At 61.3% G+C, this 24859-nt stretch carries 26 protein-coding genes; 16 read left to right on the top strand and 10 right to left on the bottom strand.

The features are described 5' to 3' along the window. Positions 1–59 precede the first annotated feature (59 nt). The 4 genes from GH665_RS20090 to glmS all read left to right on the top strand — a co-directional run bounded on the left by GH665_RS20090 (position 60) and on the right by glmS (position 4831). The gene (locus GH665_RS20090; protein ID WP_028198567.1) at positions 60–455 is read left to right on the top strand and encodes a dihydroneopterin aldolase; all 396 of its coding nucleotides are present in this window, start codon (positions 60–62) and stop codon (positions 453–455) included. A gap of 3 nt (positions 456–458) precedes the next feature. After that, positions 459–1457, top strand: a complete 999-nt coding sequence (gene ttcA / locus GH665_RS20085) for a tRNA 2-thiocytidine(32) synthetase TtcA (RefSeq protein WP_153137759.1) — start codon at positions 459–461, stop codon at positions 1455–1457. 134 nt (positions 1458–1591) lie between these two features. Next, positions 1592–2953, top strand: a complete 1362-nt coding sequence (glmU, locus tag GH665_RS20080) for a bifunctional UDP-N-acetylglucosamine diphosphorylase/glucosamine-1-phosphate N-acetyltransferase GlmU (RefSeq protein ID WP_153137756.1) — start codon at positions 1592–1594, stop codon at positions 2951–2953. Positions 2954–3013: 60 nt separating this feature from the next. Then, a complete protein-coding gene (gene glmS, locus GH665_RS20075; protein ID WP_153137754.1) occupies positions 3014–4831 on the top strand; it encodes a glutamine--fructose-6-phosphate transaminase (isomerizing) in 1818 nt (605 codons plus the stop codon). A gap of 97 nt (positions 4832–4928) precedes the next feature. On the opposite strand, the gene GH665_RS20070 is transcribed toward glmS, so the two are convergent. The 5 genes from GH665_RS20070 to GH665_RS20050 form a co-directional block, all read right to left on the bottom strand. Further along, entirely contained in the window at positions 4929–5603 is a 675-nt protein-coding gene (locus GH665_RS20070; protein ID WP_153137752.1) for a hypothetical protein, read from the bottom strand. Between the two features lie 188 nt (positions 5604–5791). Further along, positions 5792–6688: a hypothetical protein gene (locus GH665_RS20065; RefSeq protein WP_153137750.1), complete on the bottom strand. Its 897-nt coding sequence runs from the start codon at positions 6686–6688 to the stop codon at positions 5792–5794. 243 nt (positions 6689–6931) lie between these two features. Continuing rightward, positions 6932–7465, bottom strand: coding sequence for a copper-binding protein (locus tag GH665_RS20060; RefSeq protein ID WP_246216310.1), 534 nt, complete (start codon positions 7463–7465; stop codon positions 6932–6934). A gap of 146 nt (positions 7466–7611) precedes the next feature. Next, positions 7612–7872 (bottom strand): DUF6723 family protein, encoded by a 261-nt coding sequence (locus GH665_RS20055; protein ID WP_153137747.1) that lies wholly within the window; start codon positions 7870–7872, stop codon positions 7612–7614. 195 nt (positions 7873–8067) lie between these two features. After that, positions 8068–8718, bottom strand: coding sequence for a glutathione S-transferase family protein (locus GH665_RS20050; protein ID WP_153137745.1), 651 nt, complete (start codon positions 8716–8718; stop codon positions 8068–8070). A gap of 125 nt (positions 8719–8843) precedes the next feature. On the opposite strand from GH665_RS20050, the gene GH665_RS20045 reads away from it, so the two are divergent. From GH665_RS20045 to GH665_RS20020, 6 genes are all read left to right on the top strand, one after another. Further along, positions 8844–9809: a helix-turn-helix transcriptional regulator gene (locus GH665_RS20045; protein WP_153137743.1), complete on the top strand. Its 966-nt coding sequence runs from the start codon at positions 8844–8846 to the stop codon at positions 9807–9809. A gap of 148 nt (positions 9810–9957) precedes the next feature. Beyond that, positions 9958–11187: an alkaline phosphatase family protein gene (locus GH665_RS20040; RefSeq protein WP_153137741.1), complete on the top strand. Its 1230-nt coding sequence runs from the start codon at positions 9958–9960 to the stop codon at positions 11185–11187. Between the two features lie 8 nt (positions 11188–11195). Further along, positions 11196–12470: a cytochrome-c peroxidase gene (locus GH665_RS20035; RefSeq protein WP_153137739.1), complete on the top strand. Its 1275-nt coding sequence runs from the start codon at positions 11196–11198 to the stop codon at positions 12468–12470. A gap of 124 nt (positions 12471–12594) precedes the next feature. Next, positions 12595–13263 carry a lytic transglycosylase domain-containing protein gene (locus GH665_RS20030; RefSeq protein WP_153137738.1) on the top strand — a complete coding sequence of 223 codons (669 nt, stop codon included), beginning with the start codon at positions 12595–12597 and terminating at the stop codon, positions 13261–13263. 176 nt (positions 13264–13439) lie between these two features. Continuing rightward, positions 13440–14144: a DUF2242 domain-containing protein gene (locus GH665_RS20025; protein WP_153137736.1), complete on the top strand. Its 705-nt coding sequence runs from the start codon at positions 13440–13442 to the stop codon at positions 14142–14144. 782 nt (positions 14145–14926) lie between these two features. Beyond that, complete coding sequence (locus GH665_RS20020) at positions 14927–15178, top strand: hypothetical protein (protein WP_028198580.1); 252 nt, start codon at positions 14927–14929, stop codon at positions 15176–15178. Positions 15179–15214: 36 nt separating this feature from the next. Here the strand turns inward: GH665_RS20020 and GH665_RS20015 are convergent, their stop codons facing one another. The 3 genes from GH665_RS20015 to GH665_RS20005 are packed head-to-tail and all read right to left on the bottom strand — an operon-like array spanning position 15215 to position 18337. Next, positions 15215–16150 (bottom strand): DMT family transporter, encoded by a 936-nt coding sequence (locus tag GH665_RS20015; RefSeq protein ID WP_153137734.1) that lies wholly within the window; start codon positions 16148–16150, stop codon positions 15215–15217. 45 nt (positions 16151–16195) lie between these two features. Next, positions 16196–17611, bottom strand: a complete 1416-nt coding sequence (locus tag GH665_RS20010; protein ID WP_153137732.1) for an ATP-binding protein — start codon at positions 17609–17611, stop codon at positions 16196–16198. After that, on the bottom strand, positions 17612–18337 hold the full coding sequence (locus GH665_RS20005) for a response regulator (RefSeq protein ID WP_153137730.1): 726 nt from the start codon (positions 18335–18337) through the stop codon (positions 17612–17614). A 201-nt stretch (positions 18338–18538) separates the two neighbouring features. Between GH665_RS20005 and GH665_RS20000 the strand changes: the two genes are divergently transcribed. The 4 genes from GH665_RS20000 to GH665_RS19985 all read left to right on the top strand — a co-directional run bounded on the left by GH665_RS20000 (position 18539) and on the right by GH665_RS19985 (position 21853). Continuing rightward, positions 18539–19285: a MipA/OmpV family protein gene (locus GH665_RS20000; RefSeq protein ID WP_167530988.1), complete on the top strand. Its 747-nt coding sequence runs from the start codon at positions 18539–18541 to the stop codon at positions 19283–19285. 79 nt (positions 19286–19364) lie between these two features. Next, the gene (locus GH665_RS19995) at positions 19365–20543 is read left to right on the top strand and encodes an SDR family oxidoreductase (RefSeq protein ID WP_153137728.1); all 1179 of its coding nucleotides are present in this window, start codon (positions 19365–19367) and stop codon (positions 20541–20543) included. A 118-nt stretch (positions 20544–20661) separates the two neighbouring features. Then, positions 20662–21414: an IclR family transcriptional regulator domain-containing protein gene (locus GH665_RS19990; protein WP_153137725.1), complete on the top strand. Its 753-nt coding sequence runs from the start codon at positions 20662–20664 to the stop codon at positions 21412–21414. A 226-nt stretch (positions 21415–21640) separates the two neighbouring features. Next, positions 21641–21853, top strand: coding sequence for a hypothetical protein (locus GH665_RS19985; protein WP_153137724.1), 213 nt, complete (start codon positions 21641–21643; stop codon positions 21851–21853). Between the two features lie 156 nt (positions 21854–22009). Here GH665_RS19985 and GH665_RS19980 read toward each other — a convergent pair whose 3' ends face one another. After that, positions 22010–22288, bottom strand: a complete 279-nt coding sequence (locus GH665_RS19980; protein ID WP_153137722.1) for a hypothetical protein — start codon at positions 22286–22288, stop codon at positions 22010–22012. A gap of 137 nt (positions 22289–22425) precedes the next feature. Beyond that, positions 22426–23181: a Mut7-C RNAse domain-containing protein gene (locus tag GH665_RS19975; protein WP_153137720.1), complete on the bottom strand. Its 756-nt coding sequence runs from the start codon at positions 23179–23181 to the stop codon at positions 22426–22428. Between the two features lie 94 nt (positions 23182–23275). On the opposite strand from GH665_RS19975, the gene GH665_RS19970 reads away from it, so the two are divergent. Both GH665_RS19970 and GH665_RS19965 read left to right on the top strand, forming a co-directional pair. Further along, a complete protein-coding gene (locus GH665_RS19970; RefSeq protein WP_153137718.1) occupies positions 23276–24145 on the top strand; it encodes an NAD(P)-dependent oxidoreductase in 870 nt (289 codons plus the stop codon). Between the two features lie 67 nt (positions 24146–24212). Beyond that, positions 24213–24848: a LysE family translocator gene (locus tag GH665_RS19965; RefSeq protein ID WP_153137716.1), complete on the top strand. Its 636-nt coding sequence runs from the start codon at positions 24213–24215 to the stop codon at positions 24846–24848. Positions 24849–24859: the final 11 nt, after the last annotated feature.

Here is a 24859-nt window from a genome sequence, read left to right as displayed (position 1 = left end):
GCACGCGTGTTGCAGCGTCCCTTTGCGTGCCCCGCACGCCTTTTTCGACTGGAACGAACATGTTTGCCGCTCTTTCGCATCCCCGGCTCGCCGATTGCCGCCGGCTCTTTCTGCGCAATTACGAAGTGCACATCAACATCGGTGTGCACGATTTCGAAAAGCGCGGCGAACAGCGCGTCGTGATCAACGTCGAACTGTTCGTGCCGCTCGCGTTGTCCACGCCGGTTCAGGATAAATTGCATGAAGTCGTCGATTACGACTTCATGCGCTCGACCATCGCGCGCCGCGTCGAACAAGGTCATATTCATCTGCAGGAAACCCTCTGCGACGACCTCGTCAAGGCGCTGCTCGATCATCCTCAGGTGCGCGCCGTGTGCGTGTCGACCGAAAAGCCGGACGTTTATCCCGACTGCGACGCGGTGGGCGTCGAAGTCTTTCGTATCAAAGAGGATTGAGCCATGAACGCTCAGGAAATCCTGAACGGCACTGCGGCCCCTGAGGCGGGCGAGGCCGCGCACGCCCCCGTGGGCAAAACACCGCTTACGCGCCGCGAGCAGAAAGAAGCCTACGAGAACAACAAGCTGTTCAAGCGGCTCGCGCGCCAGGTCGGTGAGGCGATCGGCGACTTCAACATGATCGAGGAAGGCGACAAGGTGATGGTGTGCCTGTCGGGCGGCAAGGACAGCTACGCCATGCTCGAAATCCTGATGCGGTTGCGCGAACGCGCGCCGATCAACTTCGACATCGTCGCGGTGAATCTCGACCAGAAGCAGCCGGGGTTTCCGGAGCACGTGCTGCCTGAGTACCTGAAACAACTGGACATTCCGTTTCACATCGAGAATCAGGACACGTACAGCATCGTCAAGCGGCTGGTGCCGGAAGGCAAGACCACCTGCTCGCTATGCTCGCGGCTGCGTCGCGGCATTCTGTATCGCGTGGCGGGCGAACTGGGCGCGACCAAAATCGCGCTCGGCCATCATCGCGACGACATCCTGCAAACGCTGCTGCTGAACCTGTTCTACGGCGGCAAGCTCAAGGGCATGCCGCCCAAGCTGCAATCGGACGACGGCAAGAATATCGTGATCCGTCCGCTCGCCTACGTGAAGGAAACCGATCTGGAAAAGTACGCCGAGCTGCGCGAATTTCCGATCATTCCGTGCAATCTGTGCGGCAGCCAGCCGAACCTGAAACGCGCGGAAATGAAGGCGCTGATCCGCGATTGGGAGAAGCGCTTCCCGGGCCGTGTCGAAAATATGTTCAACGCGTTGTCGAACATCGTGCCGTCGCACCTGATGGATCACAAGCTGTTCCCGTTCGCGGGCCTGCGCGCAAGCGGCGAGGCGGATCCCCAAGGCGATATTGCCTTCGACGAGGAGCCGTGTTCGACCGATGCCGGCGAAGGTGCAACGTTCAACGGATCGAAGCCGATCTCGATCGTTCAGTTCGACGATCTGTGATCGAGCCGTGGAGTGTCCGGAAATCAAAGGTTTCCGGCTGATTCAGCAGGGTAGTCAGGCCGCGTGAGCGGCCTTTTTCGTGATGGCCTGCATGATAGAATCGTCGGCTCCAAACTCGTCTGATTGCCGACGCCATGAACATCGTGATTTTGGCGGCAGGCACCGGTAAGCGCATGCGGTCCGCGCTTCCCAAGGTGCTCCATCCGCTGGCTGGCCGGCCACTCCTCGCTCACGTGATCGACACGGCCCGCGCGCTCAAACCCACGCGGCTGGTTGTGGTGGTCGGCCATGGCGCCGACGCCGTGCGTCAAGCGGTAGCTGCGCCAGATGTCCAGTTCGCCGCGCAGGAGCAGCAGCTCGGCACGGGCCACGCGGTACAGCAGGCACTGCCGTTGCTCGATCCGTCCGAACCCACGCTGGTGCTGTACGGCGACGTGCCGCTCACGCGCGCCAGCACGCTGCGGGCGTTGACCGACCATGCAGGGCAGGGCGGCTACGGCGTGCTCACCGTCACGCTCGGCGACCCCAGCGGCTATGGCCGCATCGTGCGCGATCAGCACGGCAAGGTGTCGCGCATCGTCGAGCAGAAGGACGCAACGCCCGAGCAACTCAAGATCGCCGAGATCAACACCGGCATCATCGTCGCGCCGACCGAACGCCTGGGCGGCTGGCTCGCGGCGTTGAAAAACGACAACGCGCAAGGCGAGTTTTACCTGACCGACGCGGTCGAAATGGCGATCGAGGCAGGGCTCGAAGTCGTTACCACTCAGCCTGACGACGAGTGGGAAACGCTAGGCGTGAATAGCAAGCAGCAGCTTGCCGAACTCGAACGGATTCATCAGCACAATGTCGCCGAGGCGTTGCTGGTTGCGGGCGTGACGCTTGCCGACCCGGCTCGGCTCGACGTGCGCGGCACGCTCGAATGCGGCCGCGATGTCTCGATCGATGTGAACTGCGTGTTCGAAGGTCGCGTCATCCTGGCCGACAACGTGACGATCGGGCCGAACTGCCTAATCCGCAATGCGACGATCGGCGCCGGTACGCGCGTCGACGCGTTTACGCATATCGAAGGCGCCGAAGTCGGTGCGAACGTCGTGCTCGGCCCCTACGCCCGGCTGCGTCCGGGCGCGCAGTTGCAGGACGAATCGCACGTCGGCAATTTCGTCGAAGTGAAAAACGCGGTGCTGGGTCATGGCTCGAAGGCGAACCATCTAACGTATATCGGCGACGCGGACATCGGCGCGCGCGTGAATATCGGCGCGGGTACCATCACCTGTAACTACGACGGCGCAAACAAATTCCGCACGATCATCGAAGACGACGTGTTCGTCGGCTCCGATACGCAACTCGTGGCACCCGTGCGCGTGAAACGCGGCGTGACGATCGCCGCGGGCACAACGGTCTGGAAAGATGTCGAAGAAGGCATGCTGGTCCTGAACGATAAGACTCAAACAAGCAAGCCGGGCTACGTACGCCCAGTCAAGAAGAAAAGCTGATGGGCGTGACGCGCGCGCGAAGCGCGCTCCCTGAAACCCAGCACTGAAAAGGAATAAGCCATGTGTGGGATTGTTGGCGCGGTTGCGCAACGTAATATCGTTCCCGTTCTGATCGAAGGACTGCGTCGCCTCGAGTATCGCGGCTACGACTCCTGCGGCGTGGCCGTTCTCGCCGAGAGCGGGCCGCGTCGTGCCCGCAGCGTCGCGCGCGTCGCCGATCTGGACGCGCAGGTGCACGAAAGCCACCTTGAAGGCATCACGGGTATCGCGCATACGCGCTGGGCGACGCACGGTGCGCCGGTGACCGACAACGCCCACCCGATTTTCTCGAGAGATGCGCTCGCGTTGGTACACAACGGCATTATCGAAAATTACGAATCGCTGCGGGAAATGCTGCGGGGCAAGGGCTACGAGTTTGTCTCGCAGACCGATACAGAGGTTATCGCCCACCTGATTCACAGCCTGTATCGCGGCGACCTGTTCGCGTCGGTGCGTGAAGCCGTCGGGCAATTGCACGGTGCGTACGCGATCGCCGTGCTGCACAAGGATCAGCCGCATACGGTGGTCGGCGCGCGGCAAGGTTCGCCGCTGGTGGTAGGACTCGGCAACGGTGAGAACTTCCTCGCTTCGGATGCACTGGCGCTTGCCGGCAGCACCGAACGCTTCATCTTCCTCGAGGAAGGCGACGTCTGCGAACTGTCGCTCGAGGGCGTGCGGATTGCCGATCGTGACGGCTACGAGGCGCAGCGCGAAGTGCGTCAGGTCGCGGCGTATGGCGGCGCGGTCGAACTCGGCCCGTACCGTCACTTCATGCAGAAGGAAATCTTCGAGCAGCCGCGTGCGATTACCGACACGATCCCGCAAGCCGATTCGTTCGACGCGTCGCTCTTCGGCGAGGGTGCCGACCAGGTGTTCGCGGATATCGACAACCTGCTGATTCTGGCCTGCGGCACGAGCTACTACTCGGGGCTGACCGCGAAGTACTGGCTCGAGTCGGTCGCGAAGATCCCGACCCAGGTGGAAATTGCCAGCGAGTATCGCTACCGCGAGTCGGTGCCGAATCCGAAGTCGCTGGTGGTGGTGATCTCGCAGTCGGGCGAAACGGCCGACACGCTGGCGGCGCTCAAGCATGCGCAGGCGCTGGGACATAAACATACGCTGTCGGTGTGCAATGTCGGCACGAGTGCGATGGTGCGTCAGACAGCGTTGTCGTTCCTGACCCATGCGGGTCGCGAGATCGGCGTGGCGTCCACGAAGGCATTCACGACGCAACTGGTTGCGCTGTTTGTGCTGGCCGCGACCCTTGGCAAGCTGCGTGGACAGGTGAGCGCTGAGCAGGAAGCCGAATATCTGAAACAGTTGCGCCACTTGCCGGCGGCCTTGAATAGCGTGCTGGCGCTGGAGCCACAGATCATCGCGTGGTCGGAAGAATTTTCGCGCAAGGAGCACGCGCTGTTCCTCGGGCGCGGCCTGCATTATCCGATCGCGCTCGAGGGCGCGCTGAAGCTCAAGGAGATTTCCTATATCCACGCGGAAGCGTATCCGGCCGGCGAGCTGAAGCACGGACCGCTGGCGCTCGTGACGGAAGCGATGCCGGTGGTGACGGTGGCGCCGAATGACGCGTTGCTGGAGAAGCTGAAGTCGAATATTCAGGAAGTACGCGCACGCGGCGGCGAGCTCTATGTGTTCGCGGACGCGGATACGAAGATCGTGAACGACGAGGGTCTGCATGTGATCCGGATGCCGGAGCACTACGGCTTGCTGTCGCCGATTCTGCACGTGGTGCCGTTGCAGTTGCTGGCTTATCACACGGCTTGTGCGCGTGGGACAGATGTGGATAAGCCGCGGAATCTGGCGAAATCGGTGACGGTGGAGTGAGGTTTAGTGCGGTGACTGGTGCGGTGATTCACTGAAAATAACAACACTGCATCACCGCACTGCATCGCCGCGCTCGTCACCCTCCAATGTATTGCGCTCAGGGCTTGTCCTTGTCGCGCACATTACCTGGTCGTTCCCCGGCGCTTCCACCGTTCCGCCTTCGGCGCTGAAAGAGAACGCCGAATCCAACCGCAACAATCAGGGCCACCATCAGACCCGCGCTCATCCCAGTCGTACTACGCGATTCACTCGCGCCCGAGGGAGCCGAGGCGACCGTTGGCGAAGAAGCCTGAGTCTCCACGGGTTTCGGAAGCGCCACGCCGGCGGCACTTCCCTGGCGCACCAGAGACGCTTCTGAGGTGGGCAAAGCTTGTGACGCGGGAAGGGTGATGGTTTCCGAAGCGGGTCCGACAGGGGCCATGGCAGTGGCCGAAGCTATAGCCGGTGCCACTACCGCGCGGGAGCCGGTTTCAACCGACCTGGCCATCGTCTTCCACTGCGCGAAGACGGTGTCGACGCAGTGGACGTCGCTACAGGCATTGCGCGAGTGCCGCCACTGGGCGAGCTGTTCGGGCGAGAGTTTTCCGCTGTTCAGGAGAGCCTGCTGCTGCGCGGAGATATCGTCGTATTCGTTGTTCAGGATGGCGTGGTCGCATATCACGCGCTCCGCCGGTTGGCGCGTGGTCGCACACTGAATATCGCTCGCCCATGCCGCGGTCGAACCAAGCGCTGTCATCGTCAGCAATAAGACCAAATATCGTCTTAGATGCACCAGTCCTCCTGTAATTTGATTGCCGTTTTTGCAATAGCCGTATTGGCTCAGTCGTGAGGTTTTACCATTCGTGAAAAATCTCGGCGTTCGCGGAGGTGGAGCACAAAATGGGCCTGAGGGTGTTGAATCCAACACGGCATCTGGAGGCCGTGTGGATGAAGTCCGTCGAGGCCCAAGCCTCTAATAGATTACCGGCCGACGTATTGACCGTTAACAAACCGGCAGTTTGCGTTAGGGCTATAGAGTCGGGAGACGTCGATGAACTGCATCCCGTTGATGGTTTGAACTCCGATCATCGGCAAACGGACTTCAAAGACCTGGCCACAGTTTGTCATCGTGCCTACGCGAATATGCTTGCGCATTTCGAGCGACTCTCTTTCAAGGGCCCGCTCCTGCGCCTGCTGTTCGGCACGTTGTACCTCGCGACGTTTGGCAACGTCCGCCTGGACCTGAGCCCAACGGGCCTGCCGGTCATCAAGTTTCTTTTCAAGGCCTGCTTTCTCCGGGTCGCTGAGAAAACGCACCTGATTCAGCCCTAAATGCACATCAGGAATGGCGCGATAGTCGCGAATGAAGTCATATTTCGGATCGCGTGTCGGTTGCGCACCCAGGGCGTTGTCGTAAATACCGGTAAGAATGCCACCCAGGTTGTTGTTGTAGCTATCGCCAGCAATCAGAAAACGCCGAGTACAAACCTTTTGAGTATCGCAAACAAGCCACGCGACATTCGAACCACCAGGCTTAACCGTTGTCGATATCGATTCGCCAGACTTCAGTTGAACCGTCACGTTGTAGTTCGCCGGACCGGCCTCTGTAGATGTCAGCGTCGCAATATCTTTGGCGTTGTATCCGTGTCCTTGAATCAGCAGCGCGAGAATCAGATTCTTGTCAGAAGTCCAGGCCCAATAGCCTTGACTATTTCGGAAGGAAGCCTGGAATGCAACACGGTTGTCATCGTAGACATTCACCTTGGATTTTGCTTCTACCGCTCTTTCCTGAGGAGTCAGCTTCGGAGCGACACCGCACGCCTGCAATAAGAGCGCGATGGTTCCCGTGAACGCCACCAATAGCAGCTTCGTATTCAATTCGATCCCCCAAAGTCTTGTCGCGCACTTTCGTGGCTTTTTCGTGGCTTGTATTGATATGCCTGCCATTCGTGTCGAACAGCCAGGCAGGTGTTGCGCACGTTGCAACCTGCAATCGTTACCAGGGCAAAAGTATCGCGCAAAACCTCGTATTACGGCATCTGATGCCGCCAGCTTTAGTCACGGGCCTGACACTTATCGTTCTGCCGCTGATACCGGTTGTGCTCGGGACGCTGAAACCTCTCACTCCCTCACCACCTCCACCGCGGCCGCCGAAACAAACTCCGCCCGCACGCTATCACCGACTTTCAACTCATCGAGCGGAATGCTCGCTGCGGCCCGCAGCACCTGCTGATGCTTCGGCCCGCGTAGCGTCACCATCCGGCTCCTGCGGTCGATCTTCAACACCGTCGCGATAATCTGCACCCGATGTGCCGACGATGCGTATCCTGCTGAAGCCGGTATCGCCACGGTTGTTTCGATGCGTTCACGAACGCCTCGGGCCGTCACCTTGTCGATGTGAAGCAGCAGCGCCTGCTGGTATGCAATGTTCAGCTTGTCGCCAACCCGCAGTTTTCTGACATCGGCCAACTGGGGATTGACATCGACATCCGCCAGACGGCCATGCGAACCACGCAGCGTGACGCTGTTAGTGGCGGGGTGGATCGCTACGACATGGACCTGGGCGTGCACGACCTCGGCTTTTCCGAGTGCCGTTTGACTGGTGGCGTAAGCGTTAGCCTCCTGAGTGAGGCCGGATCGGCAGAAAGCGGCCATCAGCACAGCCGCACTCCATACAACCATCGCCGATGGGCGCACCTTGCACAGACGAGTCATCTGTTGCTCCCGAAGTGACCACCTTAAGCGACGAAGCCGGGTCACGAACCTAAGCGATCGACCTGAAGCCAGCCATACCCCTGCGCTTACAACTCCGGACGCGCCAGATCGCTGGTCACGATGTGCTCACCGTACACCTGCGCCGCCGCGACGGCTTCCAGCTTGGTGGCGTAGGGTCCGAGTTCCGGTGCGCCGTCGAACGGGAACAGCACGCGGCCGTCGGTGGTTCGAACCACTTTCAGCACGCCGAAAAAGCGCCGGTAACCGGCCAGTTTCGACGTCGCGGATACTTCAAAGTCGTCCTCCGACGTCGCGGGAACGCTCGGAATGAATGCGGTCTTGCTCATACCTGAAAACATCTCTTGTTCAATGGGCCGGCACCTGCGGGAAGGTCGAGGCGCGCCCGGTTGTCCCGGGAAGATACTCACCGGCGGCCTCATTGTCTCAAATCCCGGCGCATTGAACCGGATGCCCGTTTCAGAAGGTCGGCGACCGCGTGCATCCCATATCCCGGATCGCCACGATAGACGCTGCAGCCGGCATCATCCTGCGGCCTTGAGCGCCGCCTCATGCTCGGCCGCCAGCTCGACGTCCCGCGCGTTCACCTTCACGAAGCTCGGCCGTGAGCAAATGCGGTTCGCATACTCGACCACGACTGGCGTCTCAGGCACCAGCTTGAACATCATCCCCCAATGGAGCGCGATGCCCCACAAGATGTCCGCAGCCGACATCCTGTCCCCGAGCAGATACGGTGACGCCTCCAACTGACTCGTCAAAGTGCCGAGCATCGAATCGAAGTCGCCGTACGGCGACGTGGCAAGCGGCGCCGGCTCGCGCTTCATCGCCTTGTCGACCAGCGCCGGTTCGTAGCATGCGGCGTAGTAGGCCAGCCAACGCAGATACGGCCCGCGCGACGGATCGTCGAGCGCCGGTGCGAGACCCGCTTCGGGGAACAGATCCGCCAGATAGATGAAGATGGCGACCTGTTCGGTAATCAGCGCATCACCGTGCAGGATGGCCGGCACTTTGCCCAGCGGATTGATCGCGAGATACGGCGCCTTGCGTTGCTCGCCGGCCTTCATATTCAACACCTGCAGCTGATACGGGACGCCGAGTTCTTCGAGTAGCGTGAGCGCGCTGACGGAGCGGCATTGCGGTGAGTGAAACAGCGTGATCGTGCGGTCGGTGGTCATGGTGGGAGCCTTTCTGGGTGAGTGTCTCGTAGGAAAAACCAGCGTCCATCTGGCGTTGGCTGGATGACTCCATACTAGGCGCCCATACCTGTCAGTTTGTGTCAGGTATGACTACACTTGCGGGTATGAGAGCCAGTCGCCTCCTTTCCATCCTGATGACCTTGCAGGCGCGCGGACGCGTGACAGCGCAGTCGCTCGCCGACGAATGCGCGGTCTCGTTGCGCACAATCTATCGCGACATCGAGGCCTTGAGCGCCGCGGGTGTCCCCGTCCATAGCGAGCGTGGTGCGGAAGGCGGCTACCGTCTGCTCGACGGATATCGCACGCGTCTGAACGGCATGTCGTCACAGGAAGCCGAGGCGCTGTTCCTCGCGGGCTTGCCTGGCCCGGTGCAGGCGCTCGGTCTCGGCGCGGTGATGGCCGGCGCGCAAACCAAGTTGCTGGCCGCGCTGCCGGTCGAATTGCGCTCGACTGCCGAGCGTATGCGTTCGCGTTTCCACCTCGACGCCCCGGGCTGGTTCGCCGATACGGATCAGCCCGCGAACCTGCCGTTGATCGCCAACGCGGTGTGGGAGCAGCATCCGCTGCAAATTCGCTATCAGAGCTGGAAGGCCGAAAAATTTCGCCGGATCGAACCGCTCGGCATCGTGCTGAAAAGTGGGGCGTGGTACGTGGTTGGGCGTGTCGGCACGGACAACCGCATCTACCGTATTTCGCGCATTCTTGAGTTGAGCATGCTGGATGAGACTTTCGAGCGGCCGGCCGCCTTCGATCTGGCCAGCTACTGGCAAGACAGCACTCAGCGTCTATCCGAAGAGATGCATGCGAGCGAGGCAACTTTGCGCCTGTCGCCGTGGGGCATGAAGATGCTCGACGCCTTTGTCTCGCCATTCGCCCGCTCAGGCGCGAAAATCGGCGAGCCGGACCCTGTCGACGGCTGGCGCATGGTCACATTGCCGGTCGGCTCCGTCAGGCAGGCCTGTGCGGAACTGCTGCGCTTCGGCACCGAGGCCGAGGTGCTGGCGCCACCCGAGTTGCGCGCCCATTTCGCCGAAGTGGCGGCTGCTTTGCACCGCCGCTACATGCAATGAGGGCGAGCGTTCGTCGCTAACGTAGCCGCCCTTATATGCGGCGTTGAATGGCCGGCATATTGCGCGTATGTGGCGTGATTCACGTCATCGTCATACATGCTGCCTAGAGTTTGCCCGCGAATAAAACTCTAATCCCCAAGGGCAAAACATGTCACAGCGCAGCGGGTTGCGTGCTTTCTTCATGGTCGTTTGCGCGGCCTTAGCCGGTCTTATCGTCGCCGCGTGCGGCTCGTCGTCCTCGTCGATCGCGCCGACAGGGCAGCAGCAGATCCGGCACGTCTTTGTCATCACGCTCGAAAACGAAAACTACGCGACCACATTTGGCGCCAGCAGCAAGGCGCCGTATCTGTCGCAGACGCTGGCTTCGCAAGGCGCGTTGGTGCAGCAGTATTACGGCACCGGGCACGTGAGCCTCGACAACTACATCTCGATGATCAGCGGTCAGGCGCCGACGCCGGAAACGGACAATGACTGCATCACCTATCAGGACTACAAGCTCACCGGCATGACACAGGACGGTCAGGCGATCGGTTCGGGCTGCGTGTATCCGGCCAGTGTCAAGACCCTGCCGGACCAGTTGACGGCCGCCGGCTACACCTGGAAGGGCTATGAGGGTGATATGGGCAATGACCCGACGCGCGAAGCCGCCACCTGCGGCCACCCGACGCTCAACACGACCGACCTGACCCAATCGGCAGAAGCGCCGAGCGCGGCCGTGCCGCTGGGCGATCAGTACGCGACGCGGCACAACCCGTTCATGTACTTCCACTCGATTATCGATTCGCCAGGCTGCGGCCAGAACGTCGTGAACCTGAACAGGCTCACCACTGACCTGCAGTCGATCTCGACCACCGCGAACTTCAACCTGATCACGCCGAACCTGTGCGACGACGGTCACGATTCGCCGTGCGTGAACGGCCAGCCGGGCGGGCTGACGAGCGCGAACACGTTTCTGCAGAAGTGGGTGCCGATTATTACCGCCTCGCCGGCATTCCAGAAGGACGGCCTGCTGATCATCAACTTCGACGAAAGCAGTTACGCAACCATCACACAGTCGGCATCCGGCGAGGATCTGATCTTCGCCGGCTCGACCTGCTGTAGCCAGCAGCCCGGTCCGAATCTGCCGGCGTTCCCGCAGACTTCGTCGCTGTCGTACAAGGGCTTGACGATCAACCTGACCAAGCAGAGCTTCGGCGGTGACCAGACCGGCGCGGTGATGATTTCGAAGTTCATCAAGCCGGGTACGGTGTCGACGGTGCAGTACAACCATTACTCGATGCTCAAGAGCATTGAAGACATCTTCCAGCTGGGTTATCTGGGCTACGCAGGGCAGGCCGGCCTGGTCGGGTTCGGCAACGACATCTTCACGAACCTGTAAGCGATCAGATGCAGTTCTTTGCAACACGATTCACCAGGCGCACGGCCACACGATGGGCGGCGCTCGCAGCGCTGATTGGCGCCGCGTGGCTGCCGTTCGCGGCAGTGGCGGCACCTGTGCCGACGGTGGCCGACGCGCAGCCCGTCTACAGCGATGCCGCGGCGCTCGGCAAGCTGATGTTCTTCGATGCGTCGTTGTCGGCCTCGGGCAAGATGTCGTGCGCGAGCTGCCATAGTCCGTCGCATGCGTACGGCCCGCCTGACGGGCTGGCCGCGCAACTGGGCGGCCCTGACATGCACCGGCAAGGCACGCGCGCCGTGCCGAGCCTGCGTTACGTGCTGAACCGCACGCCGATGTGGAGTCATGCGCAGGCGGCCAGCCTGTCCGAACGGCTGAGCGAGACGGATAACGCGCCGGTTGGCGGCTTCGGCTGGGACGGACGCTTTAACCAGTTGCACGATCAGGCGAGCTTCCCGCTGTTCAATCCCGACGAGATGGCCAACCGGGACCCGGCAGCCCTCCTCGCGAAACTGGAGCGGGCGCCGTATGCCGCCCGCTTCAGGGAAGTGTTTGGCCAGAACATTTTCGTGGACCGCACGAAAGCGTTCGCCCAGGCGATGGCTGCGATCGAGCGTTTCGAGCTCGAAGACCCGAGCTTCCATCCGTACACCAGCAAGTTCGATTACTACCTCGATGGAAAAGTGCAACTAACGGCACAGGAGTTGAGAGGCAAAAAACTGTTCGACAGCCCGACGGGCGGCAATTGCGCCTCCTGCCACATCGACCAGGTGGGTGTCGACGGCTCGCATCCGCTTTTCACCGACTTCAACTTCCAGGCGCTCGGCGTGCCGCGCAATCCGGAGTTGCGTGCGAACGCGGACCCGAAGTACTTCGATATGGGATTGTGTGGGCCGTTGCGCACCGATCAGGCGAGCGATAAAAGCAACTGCGGACTTTTCAAGTCGGTGTCGCTGCGTAACACGGCGACGCGCCAGGTGTTCTTCCACAACGGCCGCGTCCATACGCTGAAGGACGCGCTGCGTTTTTACGTGCAGCGCGACACCAACCCGGCGAAGTGGTATCCGAAAGACGCGCACGGCAAGGTCGATAAATTCAACGACCTGCCGGTTGCGCTGCGGGTGAATGTCGACACGACCGATGAGCCGCTTACGCGTAAAGCGGGCGAGCGTCCCGTGTGGTCGGAGCAGGATATCGACGACGTCGCCGCGTTTCTTGCGACGCTGAACGACGATTACGTGCTGAAACCGAAGCAGTCGAAGTAGCAACCGCCAGCAACAGCAGGCGTATCAGACTGCTGCTTTTCATCAGACGATTTTCGCCGGTTTAGTGCCTATTTTTCGGGCAGGGATATAATGCGCGGATCCCTTTTTCTTTTCCGTCCCCGTTATGAGCCGGTTACTTTGCCTGATCGTGCTTTCGCTCGGCCTGATGCAAACCGCCACGGCCGACGAAACCAATGACCGCATGTCCGCGTATCTGACGCAGAAATTCGGCCTGGCAAAGGAAAAGGCTCAAAAGATTTCCGACGCGGTACAGTCCGCCGCATCGAAATATTCACTGCCGCCGGCGCTGCTGCTGGCGATCATCTCGATCGAATCGCGCTTCAAGGAAAAGGCCAAGGGTCCCAATGGCGCGACCGGGTTGATGCAGGTGGTGCCGGGCGCCCATCGCGGGCTGCTGAGAAACGTCAAGGACCTCACCGAGCCGACCACCAACATTGAAATGGGTTCGGCAATCCTCTACGGCTACATGCGCTCGGCAAACGGCGACATGAACGCGGCACTCAAGAGCTACGGCGGATCGCAGGCGTACGCAAGGAAAGTGAACCTGCGCGTGGAAGATTTCGCCGGCGTCGCCGCGCCCCAGGAGGTCGCATCGCATCTGAGCGCACAAACCGGCATGTGCGAGGCCGATCGTTGTCCGGCACCGGAAAACTGGGCCGACGCTTTCACGATACCGGCCGGCAATACAACGACTGCCACGAATGCCGCGAACGCCGCCGGCGTGAACGGCGCGCCGACGCTGCAAAGCGCATCGCCTGCAACGCCGCACTGAGCAGTCGCTCTCCCTGATTTTCCTCTTTGTCATGCGTCCGCACTGAAGTTGCGGATCGAACTGTCACGCCATGCCCGGCGGCGCGGGGCAAACGCTGCGCGCTTTTTACGCATGCCTGGCAACCGCTCTACAATGCATTTCCATTCGAGCTCACGCTGCGCCTTTTTCGATCGACCATGTTCACCTCGTTTTCCAAAACCACCGCCGTTTCACTTGTCGGCCTGCTGACACTTGCCGCTTGCAACAGCACGCCTCAGCCAAAATTCCAGCAGGAATTGTTCGAAACGGGCGCAAGCCCTTACGCCCGAAACTTCAACTCGAGCACTACGGATACGTGCGAGGCTGCACGCCGCGCGCTGTTGAGCCAGGGCTATCTGACGACGATGACGCGCACCGATACCGTCGACGGAACGAAAAACTTCCAGCCGACGGGCGATACCCACATCGTTGTCGAATTTCACGTGGTGTGCACGCCGGGAGAAGAGGCGAGCGATACGAGCATCGTCTACGTCAACGCGGTGCAAAACGGTTTTGCGCTGAAGAAAAGCGATACGTCGGCGAGCGTCGGGCTGAGCGTGCTGGGTTCGCTGTCGTTGCCGATCCGCTCGAACAACGACGCGATGGTCAAGATTTCGAGCGAGACGATTCCGTCGGGCAAGTTCTACGATCGCTTCTTTGGCCTCGTCGATCACTACTTGCAGACGGTGGTGCGCACGCAGCCGGTTGTGAGCAACCGCATCGAGACGCGCATTTTGCCGGTGCCGGTTCCGGAGCAACTCGAAGCACCGGCTCCGGCACTTCTTCCTGAGATGCCCGATGCAATCGACAAAGCTGCTGCCGCGATGGTGCAACCGGCAAGCGGAACCGGCGTGGCGCCGTGAAACATGGCCGTCGATACTTGCCAGGTTCAGACTGATGAAGGGCTGATCAGCCTTTGATCTCATCACGTGGCGGTACTTATCCTATGTCTTTTACTTCACACGTATATATATGTAGTAATAGTTAACAAGGGTTAACCCCTTCTGTGGATAACTCTCCAATTCCCTGTCACATCAGAGTCATGCAGAAACCATAACCCTGCGGAACACCTCTGTAGAAAAACTACAAAGTCGGGATAACTTTGACACAGCTTGCCTCGCGCCGAGTCTTATCAAGATTTCGCGCACAGGCTGTCCGACGCGATATCCCGAAGTTATTCATAGGCAATTGTGGATAACTCGCGTATCCGGCCATGCTTTGCTGGGTGGTGAATCGGCTTTTTTCGTCGATGACATTCGCTCGCCACCGTACAGACCGGGTCCCGCGAGGCGCGCACATTGAGGCTGGAAGGTACAAAGATTGCGTCTATGTTTTTGCAAGCGCAACTGTTGCTATTTAGTCAAAACCATTTCAGCAACGCCCTATCCAGGCATAGAGTTAAAGTGTTTTCTGAAGTTATTGGTGCAGTGCGGGGGTGTGCAATGAAACGTAGAACAGCACGACAGCTAGTCCGTCTTCTTTCGGATATCAGACATGCCAGCCACTGCACGACGTTGCGGGCGGCGGCCACTAACCGGGCCATATCCCTCGCGTCCTCCGAGCATGACGAGGTCGGTGCCGATAGCGACGAAAGCAACGACGCCGCGCGCGAGGCGAATCACGACAAGCCGGTCCGGAGCGGATCATGAGAGCGGCAAGCGAACAATCGCTGCGTTTTCTGGTCGAGAAATGGCTGGCGCCGGAACCGTCTGCTCCGGTTCGCGTTACCGAGTTCAGCCGCACCCGTCTGGGCGGCAGGCGTTACGTACGCGTGGAAACCTCCCCCGAGGCTGGGTCGCGCGGTCTCTTTTTCTTTCGTCACGACGACGGCTGCTGGTGTGTGTTTCCGCCCACTGCCGATACGCCCAAGCTTTTCACGCAGCCACTCGCCGCTTGATGACGGGCGCGGTTAGGTGGCTGACTGGCTAAACCCTCACGAAGCATGGGGCAAGCGATTACGCTCGCTCGCGGGGCGCCGGGCGGGCATCAGCTGGCACACGATCAAACCGGTGAGCATGAGTGCGCATCCGAACAGCGCACGCGCCGACAGTGTTTCGCCAAGCACGAGCCAGCCGGCGAACGCGGCAAAAACGCCTTCCATACTGAAGATCACCGCGGCATGCGAGGGCGCCGCGTGTTTTTGCGCGACCACCTGAATCGTATAGGCGATGCCCACCGATAGCGCACCGCCGTACAGAATCGTCGGCGCGGCACGCTCGAGCACCACAAGACTGAGCGGCTCGATTGCGAGTCCGATGGCCAGACACACGACCCCGCAAGTCACGAACTGCACGAGCGCCAGCATGAGTGTGTCGTGCCGCAGCGCGAAGCGGCCGACCAGCATCATCTGCACGGAAATCACCAGGGCGCCGGCAAGCTGATACCAGTCGCCATACAGGATCGAGAAATGCTCGTTGACGCTCAGAAAGTACATGCCGATCGCGGCTAGCGTCGCACCGAGCCACGTGCCGAATCCCGTTCGATGACGAAACAGCACGCCGAGCAGCGGCACGATCACCACATACAACGAACTGATAAAACCGGCGTTGGCGATCTTCGTGTATTGCAAGCCGATCTGCTGCAACGAAATCGACGCGGACAGCACCACACCGAGCAACACACCCGCACCGAGCAGTTCGCGTGCGCCGCCGGGTTCGCGTTTCGACAATTCCGCCAGCGCGGAGCGCCGCACGCAAACGATCATGGCCAGCACGACCAGCGCGCCGAGCAGGAAACGCAGCCCGGTAAACAGAAACGGCCCGATCGTATCGAGGCTCAGACGTTGCGCGACGAACGCGGAGCCCCAGATCATGGCCGCGATCAGCATCAACAGATTGGCGCGCAGGTGTTGGCGTGTGTCGGGTTTCAAAGGCTGTTTTTCGAATCAGGTTGGTCTTAACGGGGTGCTCGCGGCTTAACTGTGATGCACGGCGTCTTGCGGCACGGACCCCTTTACCGGCACCGGCAATGGTAACGCGGGCAAGGTGACTACAAAACGCGCGCCACCCGAGGCCGCTTCTTCGAGCCGCACGTCGCCGCCATGAACCAGCGCGACGCGCCGCACGATCGCGAGGCCAAGGCCAAAGCCGCCGGTGTGCCGGTCACGGCTGGAATCGAGCCGGTGAAACGGTTCGAATATGCGGTTGCGTTCAGCAAGCGGAATACCGGGACCGTCGTCCTCGACGATCAACACCAGTGCGCCTGCCGCGCCGGCGGTCGCGCTCAGCGAAATCGCCTGCCGTGCGTAGCGGGTACTGTTGCGCAACAGATTCAGCAGCGCGCGCGCGACCAGTTTGGGGTCACAGACATGATACGTGGGCGTACGGGCAATCGGCATACGAGAAACCGGAGCGCGGCCGGCAGGCGTAACGGCGGCGCTCGTACCCGCAGCGGACATGCCCGCCGTGCTGACCGAAAGCGTCAGCGAGCGATCGGCGACGTCGTTGGACATGCTCGCGGCCACGCTGTCGAGCAACTCATCCACCGACACCTGCATCAGCAGCCGATGCCCGTCGCCCTGTTCCAGGCGGCTCAAAGTCAGCAGTTCGGTGACGAGTTCGTCGAGTTCGCGCACGTCTTTGCGCAGTGCCATTTGCCTTTCGCGCTGCCGCTCGGGAGACTCCGGCGACTGCAACAACGCAAGGCCGAATTCGAGCCGCGCTAGCGGCGTCTTCAGTTCGTGTGAAATGCCGTGCATCATTTCACGCTGATGCAGGATCGACGCTTCGATCTGCTGAGCCATTTCGTTGAACTGTTGCGACAAGTCGTAGATGTTCGATTTCTTCGACAACTGCGCGCGGGTCGACAGATTGCCGGCGCCGAACGCGCGCGCCGCGGCTTCGAGCTTGCGCAACTCGCGCCAGTGATAGAGCACCCACACGACCACTGAAAGCAGCGTGGCAAGCGCGACCAGCGCATACGCGAATGCCTGAATCTCGACGGTGGTGGCCTCGTAGCGGCGCGAATTGACGACGGTGCCATCCGACAGCGGCAGGTAGTAACTTGTGGTGTCGTCGTTCAACACCAGCTTGCCATCGCGCAACTCGCGCCATTGACGCTCGCCGATCAGAGGTTTGACCTCGTCGGTCGTCATCAACCTGAAGTCCTGGGCGCCGTGTTTTTTCAGTTCCTCGAGCGCCGCAGCGCGTTCCGGGCCCACGTGTCGTTGCAGGTAATCCTCGAGTACGAATGCGTACGTACGGTCCGTGTCGCGCTCGGTTTGTGTGACGCGCTCATGGAACAGTTGCGAGAATGAGATGTTGATGAACGCAATGGTGAGACCGCCACCGACCAGAACGACCAGATACAGCCGGATCAGGGAGCGGAGCATTCATTCCTCCCATGCCGACGGGCTGAACAGATAACCGCGGCCCCAGATCGTCTTGATTTTGTGCGGCTCGGGCGACGCATCTTCGAAACGCCGGCGCAGCCGTGAGATCCCGGCGTCGACGGTACGATCGAGGCCGTCGAATTCGATGCCGCGCAACTGCCTGAGAATATCGTCGCGGCTTAGTACGGTGCCGGCTGCGCGCGCGAGGATCAGTAGCAGGTTGTACTCGGCGGTCTTCAGCTCGACCGGCTGGCCGCGCCAACTCACGGCGCGATCGGGCGGCGAGATCACCAGTTCGCCGAAGCTCAGCGTGCCGTCCTGCATGGACGACTCCGCACTTTCGGCCGGCTGCGCGCGGCGCAACAACGCGCGGGCGCGGGCGACCAGCACACGCGGCTCGATCGGCTTGATGACGTAGTCGTCGGCGCCGGTTTCCAGCCCGGCGATCTGATCGAATACGTCGACGCGTGCCGTCAGGATCAGCACGGGCACGCGCGAAAAACTGCGGATACGCCGGCAGACCTCCATGCCGTCCATGTTCGGCAGCATCAGATCGAGAATCACCAGTGCCGGGTTGTGCTCGCGCACGGCGGCCACGGCGGTGTCGCCGCGTCGCACGATTGTCACATTGAATTCATAGCTGTTCAGATATTCCCCGATCAGCTGCGCGAGGCGATCGTCGTCCTCGATCAGCAGCACGCTGGTCTTAAGAGGGGCGTCGTTCATATTGGTCTCCACTATCAGGCGCCGATTCTATCCGCGCGTGCCGCGAGGGGATACGTCGCGAACATTCGCGAACACTTGAACACAATTGCGCACACATTCTCCCAACTTCAGGACAGACGTGGCGCGGCGGCGTCCCTAGACTGCGGCTTCCGTCCCAAATAAAAAGTCCTGATCGTGCGCAAACGCCTCTCTTATCTGTGTATTCCGCTGCTTGGCCTAACCTGCTCGTCGATGGCTTACGCCGAGAATTTTTATATGTTTTCGCTGGCCGGCGGTGTGGCGCCGCGCTATCAGGGTAGCCGCGACTACCGCCCGTTTGTCGCACCGGTGATCGCCGCGGAGTTCAGCAACGGCATCTTTTTGAGCCCGACGGACGGTTTCGGTTACAAGCACACCTTCGCCAACGGGCTGTTTGCATCCGCGGCGCTCAGCTATGACTTCGGCCGCACCGACAGCAATCGTGCCGATTTGCCGGGCTCCGACTACCTGAAGGGCATGGGCAAGATTCCGGGCTCGGTGATGGTGTCCGTACAGGTCGGCGCGCATCTGTTTGGTCCGTCGACCGTCAGCATCACGCTGGATCAACCGGTGACGCACACGAGCCGCGGGACGAGCGGGCACATCGATCTGACGGTGCCGGTGCTGCAAACCGTCGACAACGAAATCAGCATCACGGGCAGCGTGCATGCCGGTAGCGGCCGCTATACGCAGACCTTTTTCGGCGTGACCGATGCGCAGGCGACCACGAGCCGCTTTCAGCCCTATGCAGTGAAGGGCGGGTTCGACAGCGCGAAGGTGTCGGCGGCCTGGACCTACAGTTTTTCGCCGCGTTGGTCGGTGCATACCGAAGGCGGCGTGACGCGCCTGCTCGGTGCGTCGGCGAACAGCCCGATTGTGCAGTCGAAGAACAACTACTTCGCGATCACAGCGCTGACGTATCGCTATTGATACGCGTGTTGACGCGGCTGTTGGTCGGTTGTGCGGATCAACTCTCTCGACGATCTGACTTCCTTGCAAGGAGCTCGCGATGTTTGCATGGCAAACCCCTCTGTCCAACGCGTGGCAGGACAGCATGATTTCGTCGGCGCGCGCGCAGGCGATTGGCGTCGACAGCATGCTGCTGACCGGTGCGACTGGTTTTATCGGCGGCAATCTGCTGGTGACCCTGGTTCACGCCGGGCTGGTCGAACGCATGGTGTGTCTGGTGCGCGGCGCCAGTGTGGCCGACGCGCTCGCGCGGCTGCGCGCTTCGGCCGTGCGTTGCGGGCTGCCGCACGCTCGTGCCCAACGAATCACGGAAGCCAACGTGATGGTAGGCGAGCTTGGCAGTGAGTTTTCGGAAATCGATCTGGCGCGGCTCGCCAGAGCATCGCACGTGATCAATTGCGCGGCGCTTGCGTCGTTTTCGACACATCCTCAAGTACTCGATACAAATGTGCACGATACTTTGCGTTTCGTGTCGCGTTTTGTCGGCAGCAGAAAGTTGCGGCGTTTTCTACACGTGAGCACGGCGATGGCTTGCGGCACGCAATGTGGCGCGAATGTGCAGGAATCTCCGTTCGGCTATGGTGAAACCCGCCACCTCGTGCCGTACACGCAAAGCAAACGCGAAGTCGAACGCTTGCTGCGCAGCACGTATCCGAATCTGCCGCTGGTCGTGGTGCGGCCTTCGATCGTAGTCGGTCATACGGTGCTCGGCACACTTCCTTCGGCCAGTATCTTCTGGGTGTTTCGCGTGGTGCACACCGCGCGGCGCTTCACGGCGCGGGCAATGAACCGCATCGACGTGGTGTCCGCCGACGATTGCGCGCGTGCTCTCGCGCTGCTGGCGATGAAGCCGTCGCTGGCGTTCGATACGTATCACGTGTCGGCGGGTTCGGAGGCGCCGACCATCGGTCAGATCATCAGCGCCATGGACGAAGCCACCGGCGTCTCCGGGCGCCGCTATTCGATGTGCCGCGTGGGCGACTTCGGCAAGATCGCGCGCGAAGTAGTGGGCCGTGACCGTTGCGGCAGCGGCCGTCTGCTCGAACATGCGCTGCGTTTGTACGCCGGTTTCGCGGAGCTGGACTACACGTTCGACAACCGCCGCCTGCGCGACGAGATCGGCTTCGAGCCGCTGCCGTTCACGGACTACGTGAGCGAATGTGTGGGGACCTCGCGCGGGGTGGGGATTGCCGAGCAGATGCGCTGGGATTTCAAATAGACCCTCACCAGGTCTTTAACCGGCTATACAGTGAGCGACTCGCGCGAGATTCGCGCAACGCCCGGGTGACTCAGGACACCATCGACTCATCCGGGCGACGGATTTTCAGGCAGGCACAATGGACGAGAAAGACTGGATCGCCGGCGCCGCCAAGGCGCTGGCGATCATCGAAGCATTCGACGAAGAGCACGCGCGTATGACGCCGACCATGGTGGCCACGCGCGCCGGGCTCTCGCGCACGGCCGCACGCCGCTATCTGCTGACGCTGCGCGAACTCGGCTATGTAGACACCGACGGCAAGCTGTTCTGGCTCGCGCCACGGGTATTGCGACTCGGTCAGTCGTATCTGGATTCGGCGCGCTTGCCGCGCACCGTGCAACCATTTCTCCAGCGCATCACCGCAACCTTGCAGGAGACGGCGCTGGTCGCGATTCTCGACGAACACGACGTGGTCTACGTCGCGCGCAACGGCGTGAACCGGGCGATGGCGGTCGGATTCGTGCTGGGTTCGCGGGCGAGCGCGCCGCTGTCGTCCGCGGGTTTGGTCCTGCTGGCCTTCCAGGCGCCGGAAAGCATCGAGCAGTGGCTGGCGTCCTATCCGATCAAGGTATTCACGCCGCATACGTATTCGACCGTCGAACGCTTGCGCGAAGTGCTGAGCGAAATTCGCCGCGATGGTTATGTCGTCACCGATCAGCAACTGGAACTGGGTATGCGCGGCGTCGCGGTACCGTTGCGGGACCGGCATGGCTCGGTTGTGGCGGCGATTAGCGTGAGTATGCCGATCGGCCAGGAGTCAGCGAACGCCGCGTTGCATCGGGTGCTGCCGACCCTTCAGGAAACCGCGAGTCTGCTCAGAAACCTGATCTGAATGCAGCACTAGGTAATCTCCCTGATATGGCCTGCTTAATAAGTGAAAGCATATCGAAAGCAAGCTGTCTCCCGGAAAATACATATCGAGTTTTGCGCATGACAAACCGCATACACTGCGTAATACTCTCCCGCGGGGAGCGGGAAGGCGCCTCGAGTGCCGTCTGCTTCACCGTTCAGCTATTTCATTCAATTTGACTCAGTCGTCCAGGTTTGGGGAACAACACATGAAAAAATTCATCGTCTCGCTCGCAGCCGCATCGATCGCGCTGGTCTCCGTTCAAGCTTTCGCACAGGCATCGGACGCAGCAGCGCCGGCTGCTGCAGCTAGCACGCCGAAGAAGCACCACATCAAGAAGCTGAAGACGCACGGTAAGCGCGCTCCGGTTTCGTCGGCAGCTTCGGCAGCTGGCACGAACGACAAGGGCACGGCAAACTAAGCTTTTCGCTTGGTTTTGTCGGGCGAACCCTGCCGGTTTGCCTGTGCCTGCCGCTAGCCGGCGGGTGCAGCGCGGCGCCGGTTGAATACCGCCAGCAAAAAGGCCAGAGCTTCTGCTCTGGCCTTTTTGTCTTGAACGGCGGGTATTGGCCGGAGTTCAGTCCGCGAGGCCGCGCTTGATAACCTCGTTGAGCAGTCCGGTCATGCCTTCCGGATGGGTGGCGGCGCGCTCTTTCAGCTCCGTGACGAGGTCGCCATTCAGCTTGCAGGCGAACGCGACGAGCCCCTGGGCCTGGTCGAGCTTGCGCTGTTCACGGCGATCCAGCTTCGGCTCGGCGGCAGCGGCTTTGCCGAAGCGGTCGGCGGTCGACAGTTTCATTGCGTTGTTCAGCTTGAGTGCCTTGTTCTTTTCAAGGTCGGTTTTTTTCATCGCCATACGGAAGGCCTCTGCCAGATAAGTAATCCCGCATTGTACGCATCGCGCCGCGCGTGAAGCTAACGGCGGCGATTGCGCGGGTAAGCGGCGCTCGAGCGCCGCTCGGACGGCGAGGAATTTGAGGCGTTGCGCGTTGTTCAGGCGGGCCGTTCGGGTGCGCCCGCCACGCTGTCCATCAGAGCACGCATGCGTTGCCAGTGCGTGCCTTCCCAGAACACCCGCCGGCACACGTCGCAGGTGACGAACTGGTTGTGCCGTTCCAGCACGCCGTCCGGCGCGCGGTCGCCGACCTCATCTTTGGCGATACGCCGCAGCGGCGCATTGCACATCAGACACAAACGGAACGGTTGCGCGCTGCCGGCCAGATCCAGCCTTTCAAACACTTCGCGTAATTGCTCACGCGGCCGCAGCGTGCGGACGTAGCAGCCATGCGTGATGGCGCGGCGTTTCAATAGCTCGCGGTCGCGTGTGAGAACGATGCGTTGCTGGGCAGCAGCGAGCGCTTCGATATCGGCGTCGGGATAGTGGTTGTCATAGAGCGTATCGAAGCCGGCTAGCCGCAGCAACGGAGCGAGACCGCCAAGATGTGCATCGGCAATGAAGCGCACCACGCGCAGCGGATGCTCGCGCACACGCAATAGCGGCTGGATGTCCAGCGATTCAAACTTCGGATAAACGGAGATGCGATCGCCGTCGGATAGCGGATGATTGAAACCAACCGACTCACCGTTCACCAGAATCAGTTCGACCTCGGTGTGCGGCACCCCGAGCACTTCGATCATATGTTTCGTGGTGGCGCCGTGCGCGCAGGCGCAACTGAACGCGCGCCGGCGCAGGGGCCGGGCGAGAAAATCGTTCAGCTCCTCATAGAAGCGGAATGTCGCGGTGACCATCGCGTCAGTATCGCACCGTGTTCATTTGCGCGCTGTCCTGCACGTGTCGCATGGGTGTGCTTTACTGCCAGTTCTTTAGAAGACGGAGCGACAGATGGACATCGGTTTTATCGGTCTCGGCGAGATGGGCGCCGCGATGGTTGCAAACATTTTGAAAGCCGGGCACCAGGTGCGCGCGTGGAACCGCTCGCCGGAACGCACGCGGCCGCTCGCCGACGCAGGTGCGCAGATCGTCGCGACGCCGGCTGAAGCGTTTGCTGGTGACGCAGTGTTCTCGATGCTGGCCGACGATACCGCGCTGCGCGAAGTCGTCACCGCGTCGCTGCTGGAACACGCGCCGCGCGGTTTGATCCACGTGAACATGGCGACGATCTCGGTGGCGCTGGCCGAGGAACTGGCGACGGCGCACGCCTCGCGCGGCGTCCATTATGTCGCTGCACCGGTGCTGGGGCGGCCCGACGTCGCAGCGGCAGGCAAGCTGACGATCGTGGCCGGCGGTCCCGCTGAGTCGATCGATCGCGTTCAACCGATTTTCGACGCCATCGGCCAAAAAACCTGGCGCATCGGTTCGCTGCCGCAGCAGGCAAACGTGATGAAACTCGCGGCCAACTTCATGTTGGGCGCGGCGGTTGAAACGCTCGGCGAGGCCGCTACGCTCGTGACGGGCCACGGCCTTGCGATGCAGGATTTTCTCGATGTCATCACGAGCGGCCTGTTCCCGGGACCGGTCTATTCGGGCTACGGGAAGATGATCGCGGAGCAGCGCTACGAGCCGGCGCTGTTCAAGGCGCGCCTTGGATTGAAGGACTTGCGTCTTGCGCTGGCGGCCGCCGAAGCGGTCACGACGCCGTTGCCGATCGCGAGCGTGGTGCGCGACAGCCTGATCGAAGCCGTGGCGCATGGCGATGGCGAGAAAGACTTCGCGGTGCTGGGACAGGTTGCGGCACGGCGGGCAGGGCGCTGAGCGGGCGCGGTGCGTCAGGATGTGCACGGGCATAATGGCGCCCTGATCTTTTTCCGGATTGAGCTCAATGAGTCTGCATACCTGGTGGCTTTTCGTCGCGACTGTTTTCGTTGTTTGCGCGATTCCCGGCCCGAACATGCTGCTGGTCATGACGCACGGCGCCAGGCACGGCCTGCGCCGTTCCAGCGCGACCATGGCCGGCTGCCTGTCGGCGCTGGTGTTGATGCTGGCGGTGTCGGCGGCGGGTCTTGGCGTGTTTCTCACGGCGTGGCCGACCATGTTCAACGCACTGCGGATGATCGGTGCGGCGTACCTCGTCTATCTGGGCATCAAGGCGTGGCGTGCGCCGGTTGACGAAGGCGCTGCCGGCGCGGTCGAGGAACTGTCCGCGAGGCCCGTGCGTTCGCGCTTCGCGCTGTTTCGCAATGGCTTCCTGGTGGCCGGCAGTAACCCCAAAGCCATCCTGTTCGCCGCCGCCCTGCTGCCGCAATTCATCGACGCCGCGCAGCCCAAGCTGCCGCAGTTCGGCGTGCTCGTCGCGACCGTGGCGGTCATCGAGGTGAGCTGGTATCTGGTGTACGCCGGTTTCGGCACGCGAATTGGCGCCACGTTGAAGAGCCGCAGCGTCGCCAGGACGTTCAATCGTCTGACGGGTGGTGTGTTCGTCGGCTTCGGCGCGATGATGGCGCTTGTGCGGCACTAGGCAAGTTATGG

Source organism: Paraburkholderia agricolaris (assembly GCF_009455635.1).
GTDB classification, from domain to species: domain Bacteria; phylum Pseudomonadota; class Gammaproteobacteria; order Burkholderiales; family Burkholderiaceae; genus Paraburkholderia; species Paraburkholderia agricolaris.
This window is presented reverse-complemented; position numbering and strand designations above follow the sequence as displayed.

Bases quoted from the DNA above. Each gene is read 5' to 3' on its own strand.
- GH665_RS20090 (WP_028198567.1), top strand. From the start codon at position 60: ATGTTTGCCGCTCTTTCGCATCCCCGGCTCGCCGATTGCCGCCGGCTC.
- ttcA (WP_153137759.1), top strand. From the start codon at position 459: ATGAACGCTCAGGAAATCCTGAACGGCACTGCGGCCCCTGAGGCGGGC.
- glmU (WP_153137756.1), top strand. From the start codon at position 1,592: ATGAACATCGTGATTTTGGCGGCAGGCACCGGTAAGCGCATGCGGTCC.
- glmS (WP_153137754.1), top strand. From the start codon at position 3,014: ATGTGTGGGATTGTTGGCGCGGTTGCGCAACGTAATATCGTTCCCGTT.
- GH665_RS20060 (WP_246216310.1), bottom strand. From the start codon at position 7,465: ATGGCCGCTTTCTGCCGATCCGGCCTCACTCAGGAGGCTAACGCTTAC.
- GH665_RS20055 (WP_153137747.1), bottom strand. From the start codon at position 7,872: ATGAGCAAGACCGCATTCATTCCGAGCGTTCCCGCGACGTCGGAGGAC.
- GH665_RS20050 (WP_153137745.1), bottom strand. From the start codon at position 8,718: ATGACCACCGACCGCACGATCACGCTGTTTCACTCACCGCAATGCCGC.
- GH665_RS20045 (WP_153137743.1), top strand. From the start codon at position 8,844: ATGAGAGCCAGTCGCCTCCTTTCCATCCTGATGACCTTGCAGGCGCGC.
- GH665_RS20040 (WP_153137741.1), top strand. From the start codon at position 9,958: ATGTCACAGCGCAGCGGGTTGCGTGCTTTCTTCATGGTCGTTTGCGCG.
- GH665_RS20035 (WP_153137739.1), top strand. From the start codon at position 11,196: ATGCAGTTCTTTGCAACACGATTCACCAGGCGCACGGCCACACGATGG.
- GH665_RS20030 (WP_153137738.1), top strand. From the start codon at position 12,595: ATGAGCCGGTTACTTTGCCTGATCGTGCTTTCGCTCGGCCTGATGCAA.
- GH665_RS20025 (WP_153137736.1), top strand. From the start codon at position 13,440: ATGTTCACCTCGTTTTCCAAAACCACCGCCGTTTCACTTGTCGGCCTG.
- GH665_RS20020 (WP_028198580.1), top strand. From the start codon at position 14,927: ATGAGAGCGGCAAGCGAACAATCGCTGCGTTTTCTGGTCGAGAAATGG.
- GH665_RS20010 (WP_153137732.1), bottom strand. From the start codon at position 17,611: ATGCTCCGCTCCCTGATCCGGCTGTATCTGGTCGTTCTGGTCGGTGGC.
- GH665_RS20005 (WP_153137730.1), bottom strand. From the start codon at position 18,337: ATGAACGACGCCCCTCTTAAGACCAGCGTGCTGCTGATCGAGGACGAC.
- GH665_RS19995 (WP_153137728.1), top strand. From the start codon at position 19,365: ATGTTTGCATGGCAAACCCCTCTGTCCAACGCGTGGCAGGACAGCATG.
- GH665_RS19990 (WP_153137725.1), top strand. From the start codon at position 20,662: ATGGACGAGAAAGACTGGATCGCCGGCGCCGCCAAGGCGCTGGCGATC.
- GH665_RS19985 (WP_153137724.1), top strand. From the start codon at position 21,641: ATGAAAAAATTCATCGTCTCGCTCGCAGCCGCATCGATCGCGCTGGTC.
- GH665_RS19980 (WP_153137722.1), bottom strand. From the start codon at position 22,288: ATGGCGATGAAAAAAACCGACCTTGAAAAGAACAAGGCACTCAAGCTG.
- GH665_RS19975 (WP_153137720.1), bottom strand. From the start codon at position 23,181: ATGGTCACCGCGACATTCCGCTTCTATGAGGAGCTGAACGATTTTCTC.
- GH665_RS19970 (WP_153137718.1), top strand. From the start codon at position 23,276: ATGGACATCGGTTTTATCGGTCTCGGCGAGATGGGCGCCGCGATGGTT.
- GH665_RS19965 (WP_153137716.1), top strand. From the start codon at position 24,213: ATGAGTCTGCATACCTGGTGGCTTTTCGTCGCGACTGTTTTCGTTGTT.